Consider the following 5,551-nt stretch of genomic DNA (forward strand, 5'->3'; position numbering starts at 1 on the left):
GAATAGGTGTATCAGGATTATCATTAATTCCGTTAATTGCTGATAATAAATATTTATTATATTTCCTTGGATTAGTAGTTGCATATACTTTTGGATTCATCTTTACGTACTTCTTCGGCTTTAAAGAAGAAATGGCAGAAAACATATAGAGAAAGGGATTCCTTTCTCTTTTTTTTATATTAATAGAAGGAGAGATTTATATGATAGGAGTTTCAATTTATCTTTCAAAAGAGCGAGTAGAGAAACAAGAAGCATGGTTAAAACTAGCGAAAGAAAACGGATTTTCATCTATTTTTACATCTCTTCACATTCCAGAAGATGATCCGAATACGTATAAGGAGTTAATTCAAATACTTGGGAAACAAGCTCTCGAAAATGAAATGGAATTAATGGTTGATGTCTCTCCAAAATCGTTAAACCATTTAGGGATGACGTATGAAAATGTGGAAGAATTATTGGAGTGGGGCATTACTGGTTTACGAATGGATTACGGCATTGCATCAAAAGRAATTGCGAGTGTATCACGTAAGATGAAGGTAGCGTTAAACGCGAGTACGATTACAGAATCATTTTGGAAAGAGTTACTTGCGGAAAATATACGAATAGATCGAGTAGAAGCGTGGCATAATTTTTATCCGCGTCCAGAAACAGGACTAGCMAARTCRTTYTTRCAAAAACAAAATAARTATTTACATGAGTGYGGAATAAAAACGATGGCATTTATTYCRGGAGATGGTGAAAAACGAGGTCCKTTATWTGARGGTTTACCAACKTTAGAAAAGCACCGCTATATGCGCCCGCTTGAAGCATATTTAGAGCTTGTGCAAGAGTGCGATGTTGATAAAGTGCTAATTGGAGATATAAGCGGGAGCTTAGAGAGTGTACAAGAAATCTCGAGTGCGAGTGGTGGGATTATTCCAGTGCGGTATCAATCGTTTATAAATGATAGCGACACAGTGCAACTGATAGAACGAGTGCATACGAACCGGCTTGATCCGGCTCGTGACGTAATTCGCTCTGTAGAATCAAGAGAAGAAAATAAAGTTGCATTACAACCGATGAATACAATTTCAAGAAAACGAGGCAGTATTACAATTGATAATGAATTGTACGGTAGATATGCTGGTGAAATGCAAATAGTTATAAATGATTTACCTGAAGATAGGAAAGTGAATGTTGTTGGAATGGTGATGGAAGAAGATGTGTCTTTATTGTCTTATATAGGTGCTGGGAAAAATTTTCAACTTTTTTCTAAGTAATAGAGCGAAAGCTTGAATTAGCACTATTTTATAAAAAACATTATCTGCAAAAAGGATAATGTTTTTTGGTTTCTTTAAAAAAGTATTTGACGAATGAAAAGAAATACCGTATTGTTTTGTCTTGTGGATAAATGTTCACCATAACAAAACAAAAAAGGAGAGTTCAGAATGAATCAATATATTGGGAATTTAATTATTCGTATCGTATTAGGAGTTACTTTTTTTGCACACGGTTTAGCAAAGTTTCAATCAGGTATAGATAACGTAGCAGGATGGTTTACAAGCATCGGTTTACCAGGTGGTCTTGCATACGGCGTAGCAACAGTTGAATTAGTTGGTGGTATATTATTGATTATCGGTTTAGGCGTGAGGTATGTAGGATTGTTATTCGCTCTTATTTTGGCTGGAGCTATCGTAAAGGTAAATGGAGCAGCAGGMTTATTAGGAGATGGAAAGAAYCCRGGRTATGAATTAGATCTTGCRTTATTATCAATGGGTGCGTATTTATTCGTTGTAAAAGCAGAAGGATATGTAGATCGTTTCTTAAAAGAGAAAGTAATGAAGACGAAGTAAATTTCATTTTTTAAGTGTTGACTTGACGACTTGATGTAACTATAATGATTACATCAAGTCGATTAGTAATAAAATGATGCATATATTTTTTTATTCTAGTTGTAACTAAATTAGTTACAACTAGAATAAAGCTTAAAGAATAAAGGAATATAAAAGAGTAAATAAAAAGTGGAGGAAATAACATGTCAAAATTACATTTAGAGGTTTTTACAGGATCTGAGCAAGCATTTCAAGTTACATCCACAATTGTATACGGAGAAAAAGATGCAATTCTTATCGATGCACAATTTTTATTAAGTGATGCGCACCGTTTAGCAGCTCAAATTATTGAAACAGGAAAGAATTTAACTCATATTTATGTGACTCATTTCCATCCAGATCACTATTTTGGATTAAATGTATTACATGAAGCATTTCCAGAAGCGAAGATTGTTGCATTACGGAATACTGTTGAAGATATTCGTAACACATTTGAGAAGAAAGTGGAACAGTGGAAACCATCTATTGGGCATAATGTTCCTCATCAACCAATTGTTCCAGAGGAATTAACAGAAGAGAAATTGATTTTAGAGGGAAATGATTTAATCATTAAAGGTGGTTTGCAAGGTGATACACCGAATAATAGTTATGTATGGATTCCATCATTAAAAGCCGTTGTTACAGGCGATATCGTTTATAACAATACTTTCGTATGGACGTTAGAAACAGATGCTGAAGCTCGTCATAAATGGTTAGACACATTAAGTGAACTTGAAAATCTTCATCCTGAAATTGTTGTAGCGGGTCATCGTGATTATGACGTACCAAATACAGCAGACGCGATTAAACATACTCGTAAATATTTAGTTGCATTTGATGAAGTTCTTGCAGGAAATCCTTCAAGTGAAGAAATTCAAACGGCAATAAAGGAACGATTCCCGCGCGTTAAAGCGTTAGAAATTGGACTTATTTTAGCGGCAAACGCGTTTGGGGCGAAAAAATAATGAAGCAAAAAACAAATTTAGAAATTATTCAAAGCACGTATGAAGGATCAGCTTCTTCGAATGCAAAACATTTAGCAGAAGCATTTTCTGAAAAAGTGGAATGGACAGAGGCAGAAGGTTTTCCGTACGGCGGAACGTATATAGGTACAGAAGCTATAATGGAAAATGTATTTAGTCGTTTAGGATCAGAATGGGATGATTATAAAGCGAGTGTAAAGACGTACCATGAAGTAAACGGAAAAGATGTGATTATTGCTGAAGGTGTTTATTCAGGAGTTTATAAAGAGACGGGAAAATCATTTGAGGCGGAATTTGTTCATGTATGGCAACTTGAAAATGGAAAAATCGTGAAATTTAAGCAATATGTGGACAGTTACATTGTACGAGAAGCGATGAAGGCTTAAAATAAAATAAGGAAACAAATGGAATCGACTATGTGCAGGCGATTCCATTTGTTTATGTAATTATTAGGGGGAATGGGGAGTACATAATATGAAAAAATGGATAATAGGGACAATTACAATGATTGTAATTGCGGTAGGAGCTGTATTCGGTGTTACTAAACTTCTTAATTATATAGAGGAGGAGGAGAAGAGTCTTAAAACACAAAAAGTGATGAGCCAACGGGACAAGAAAGTTGCGGAAGAGAAGCCACAATTTAGTGAGGATGAAATTATTTCTACAATGCATAGGATGGTACATCAAAAAGTGAAATCATCTGATAAATGGGGATTTATCGAAATGACAAATAAGGAAATTCGTAGTGCGAAGAACGCAGTAGAAAGCAGTACAAATTTTAAATATAAAGCAAAGCTACTTTCTACTTTGGAGCGTTGGGAGAAAGGAGACTTTTCACAAACGGTTGAGGATCATAACTTTTTGTGGGAAATTCAAGGTGGTGATACCGGAAAGGCAACAGAACGTTTATCGCCAGAAGAAGAAAAGCAGTATGTGAAAGAAATGAAAGGTAAATAAAAACATCGCCACTCTGGTGGCGATGCTTTTTCATTAAGAATGCTTTCGTACTAAAGCTCTAGTCGTCTGAGGAGAAACAGTTTTAAAATGAGAGAATAAATAGCACCCTGTAACGACGATAATTGTCCCGAAAATTTGAATCCATGTTAATTCTTCTCCAAGGAAAAKRAATGCTAAAATAGCTGTGAAAATTGGATTGAAATTTAGAAAAATCCCCGATGTAGTAGCGCCTAATTTCTGTACACCAATATTCCAAAACACCATACAAAGTACTGTTGAAATGAGTCCTGTATATAAAAGTGATGTTATGAAGGAAGAGCTGATATTGGAAACAGTGAAGCTACCTATGTTAAATGGTAGTAATAAAATAACGCCGAAAATACCAGAATATAATGTTGCCATGAGTGGTGTAGTTGTTTTTGTAGCCCATTTACTACAAACAGAATAGATTCCCCAAATACAAACAGCCGCAATCATCCATAAATCTCCGCTATTAAAATGTAGTGAAAATAAAAGAGCGAAATTTCCTTTTAAAAGGACGAGCATAACCCCGAAAAATGAAAGAATCATAGAAAGAATTTGAAGTGTATTTACTTTTTCTTTTAGAAATAGCACAGAAAATAATGCAATTGAAATAGCGTTCAATGTAGAAATAAGACCTACATTCGTTGCGGATGTTTTTTCTAATGCTAAAAATTGAAAAATGTTAAAAAGAACGACTCCTGAAATTCCCATAAGTATTAACGGAAGTATTGCAGAGCGTGGTGGAATGATTTTCTTCTCTTTAAACCATACCATTGGTAATAAACAAATGATCGCAATTAGCCATCTTAAACTTGTCAGTGTCATCGGAGATGCATGATCGACGAGTGATTTCCCAACGACGAAATTTCCTCCCCATAATAAGCTTGTTAATAATAGTAAAAAGACATAAAAATAAGGCATGCTAAAAACCCCTTTGTTGAAATAAGAATGAACTGTAAATAATTTTAGCATTTTTCTTTATTGTCTAATATATTCTTTTGTATAATGGTAAAAACTCGATAAAATGTTTCGTTAGAAATCTATTTTGCAGAAAAACATTCAGTTTTATATAAGTTATGAGATGTTTCTTCGAATAATCATCAGTAAGAAAAAAGGAGGAATTTTGATGGAGTCATCTGTTATTAAAGTGTTAGATGATTTAGATGTACAAATTTTAGATATATTGCAGAAGGAGTCACAAGTAAGTAATGCAGAACTAGCACGCCGCGTTAATTTATCACCAGCTGCTATGCATGCAAGAATAAAAAGATTAGACGGGGAAGGATTCATTGATAAGCAAGTAGCAATTTTAAATCAAGAAAAGCTTGGATTTGATTTATTATGTTTCATTTTTATGAGCACGAATATTCATCAGTATGAAAAGCTTGAAGTGTTAGAACGAGAATTAGAATCTATGCCTGAAGTGTTAGAATGTCACTGTTTAACAGGAGAGTATGATTATTTATTAAAAGTTGCAAATCGTGATCGTAAGGAACTGGAGCATTTTATTAGRAARCTRAATAARYTWGGKATTACACGTATACAGACGAGTTTAGCACTTCGTGAAATTAAATATTCGACGGTATTGCCGATACGAAATGAGGAATCAAGCATCGATTAAGTTGCTTGGTTTTTTGTTTATGTAAAGTGAAACTTTAATCAGTGGGGGTTTTGTTCATCCACCACTGATTATTAGCCTTCACCAATCGGGCGTTTAGGGGCAGTTGATCTCCCACC

At 34.4% G+C, this 5,551-nt stretch carries 7 protein-coding genes and 1 pseudogene; 7 read left to right on the top strand and 1 reads right to left on the bottom strand.

All coding sequences use genetic code 11. The features are described from left to right. The 6 genes and pseudogenes from AC1DJR_RS15970 to AC1DJR_RS15995 form a co-directional block, all read left to right on the top strand. A pseudogene (locus AC1DJR_RS15970) lies at nucleotides 1-149 on the top strand (PTS transporter subunit EIIC); the annotation flags it as partial. 51 nt (nucleotides 150-200) lie between these two features. Beyond that, entirely contained in the window at nucleotides 201-1,259 is a 1,059-nt protein-coding gene (locus tag AC1DJR_RS15975) for a DUF871 domain-containing protein (protein ID WP_477002995.1), read from the top strand. A 168-nt stretch (nucleotides 1,260-1,427) separates the two neighbouring features. Continuing rightward, entirely contained in the window at nucleotides 1,428-1,832 is a 405-nt protein-coding gene (locus tag AC1DJR_RS15980) for a DoxX family protein (protein ID WP_001077751.1), read from the top strand. A gap of 182 nt (nucleotides 1,833-2,014) precedes the next feature. Continuing rightward, nucleotides 2,015-2,815, top strand: coding sequence for an MBL fold metallo-hydrolase (locus tag AC1DJR_RS15985; protein ID WP_256485648.1), 801 nt, complete (start codon nucleotides 2,015-2,017; stop codon nucleotides 2,813-2,815). Beyond that, on the top strand, nucleotides 2,815-3,219 hold the full coding sequence (locus AC1DJR_RS15990) for a nuclear transport factor 2 family protein (protein ID WP_002140494.1): 405 nt from the start codon (nucleotides 2,815-2,817) through the stop codon (nucleotides 3,217-3,219). Before AC1DJR_RS15985 ends, AC1DJR_RS15990 begins: the two co-directional genes overlap by 1 nt. 88 nt (nucleotides 3,220-3,307) lie before the next feature. After that, on the top strand, nucleotides 3,308-3,790 hold the full coding sequence (locus tag AC1DJR_RS15995; protein WP_088035222.1) for a PRK06770 family protein: 483 nt from the start codon (nucleotides 3,308-3,310) through the stop codon (nucleotides 3,788-3,790). A gap of 33 nt (nucleotides 3,791-3,823) precedes the next feature. Here AC1DJR_RS15995 and AC1DJR_RS16000 read toward each other — a convergent pair whose 3' ends face one another. After that, complete coding sequence (locus AC1DJR_RS16000; RefSeq protein ID WP_477002996.1) at nucleotides 3,824-4,735, bottom strand: DMT family transporter; 912 nt, start codon at nucleotides 4,733-4,735, stop codon at nucleotides 3,824-3,826. Nucleotides 4,736-4,940: 205 nt separating this feature from the next. Here AC1DJR_RS16000 and AC1DJR_RS16005 point away from each other — a divergent pair, with 205 nt between their 5' ends. Beyond that, nucleotides 4,941-5,435: an Lrp/AsnC family transcriptional regulator gene (locus tag AC1DJR_RS16005; RefSeq protein WP_477002997.1), complete on the top strand. Its 495-nt coding sequence runs from the start codon at nucleotides 4,941-4,943 to the stop codon at nucleotides 5,433-5,435. Nucleotides 5,436-5,551: the final 116 nt, after the last annotated feature.

It is taken from the genome of Bacillus sp. 05T31 (assembly GCF_056396725.1).

Coding starts and splice junctions, on each gene's coding strand:
- AC1DJR_RS15995 (WP_088035222.1), top strand. CDS start 3,308: ATGAAAAAATGGATAATAGGGACAATTACAATGATTGTAATTGCGGTA.
- AC1DJR_RS15985 (WP_256485648.1), top strand. CDS start 2,015: ATGTCAAAATTACATTTAGAGGTTTTTACAGGATCTGAGCAAGCATTT.
- AC1DJR_RS15990 (WP_002140494.1), top strand. CDS start 2,815: ATGAAGCAAAAAACAAATTTAGAAATTATTCAAAGCACGTATGAAGGA.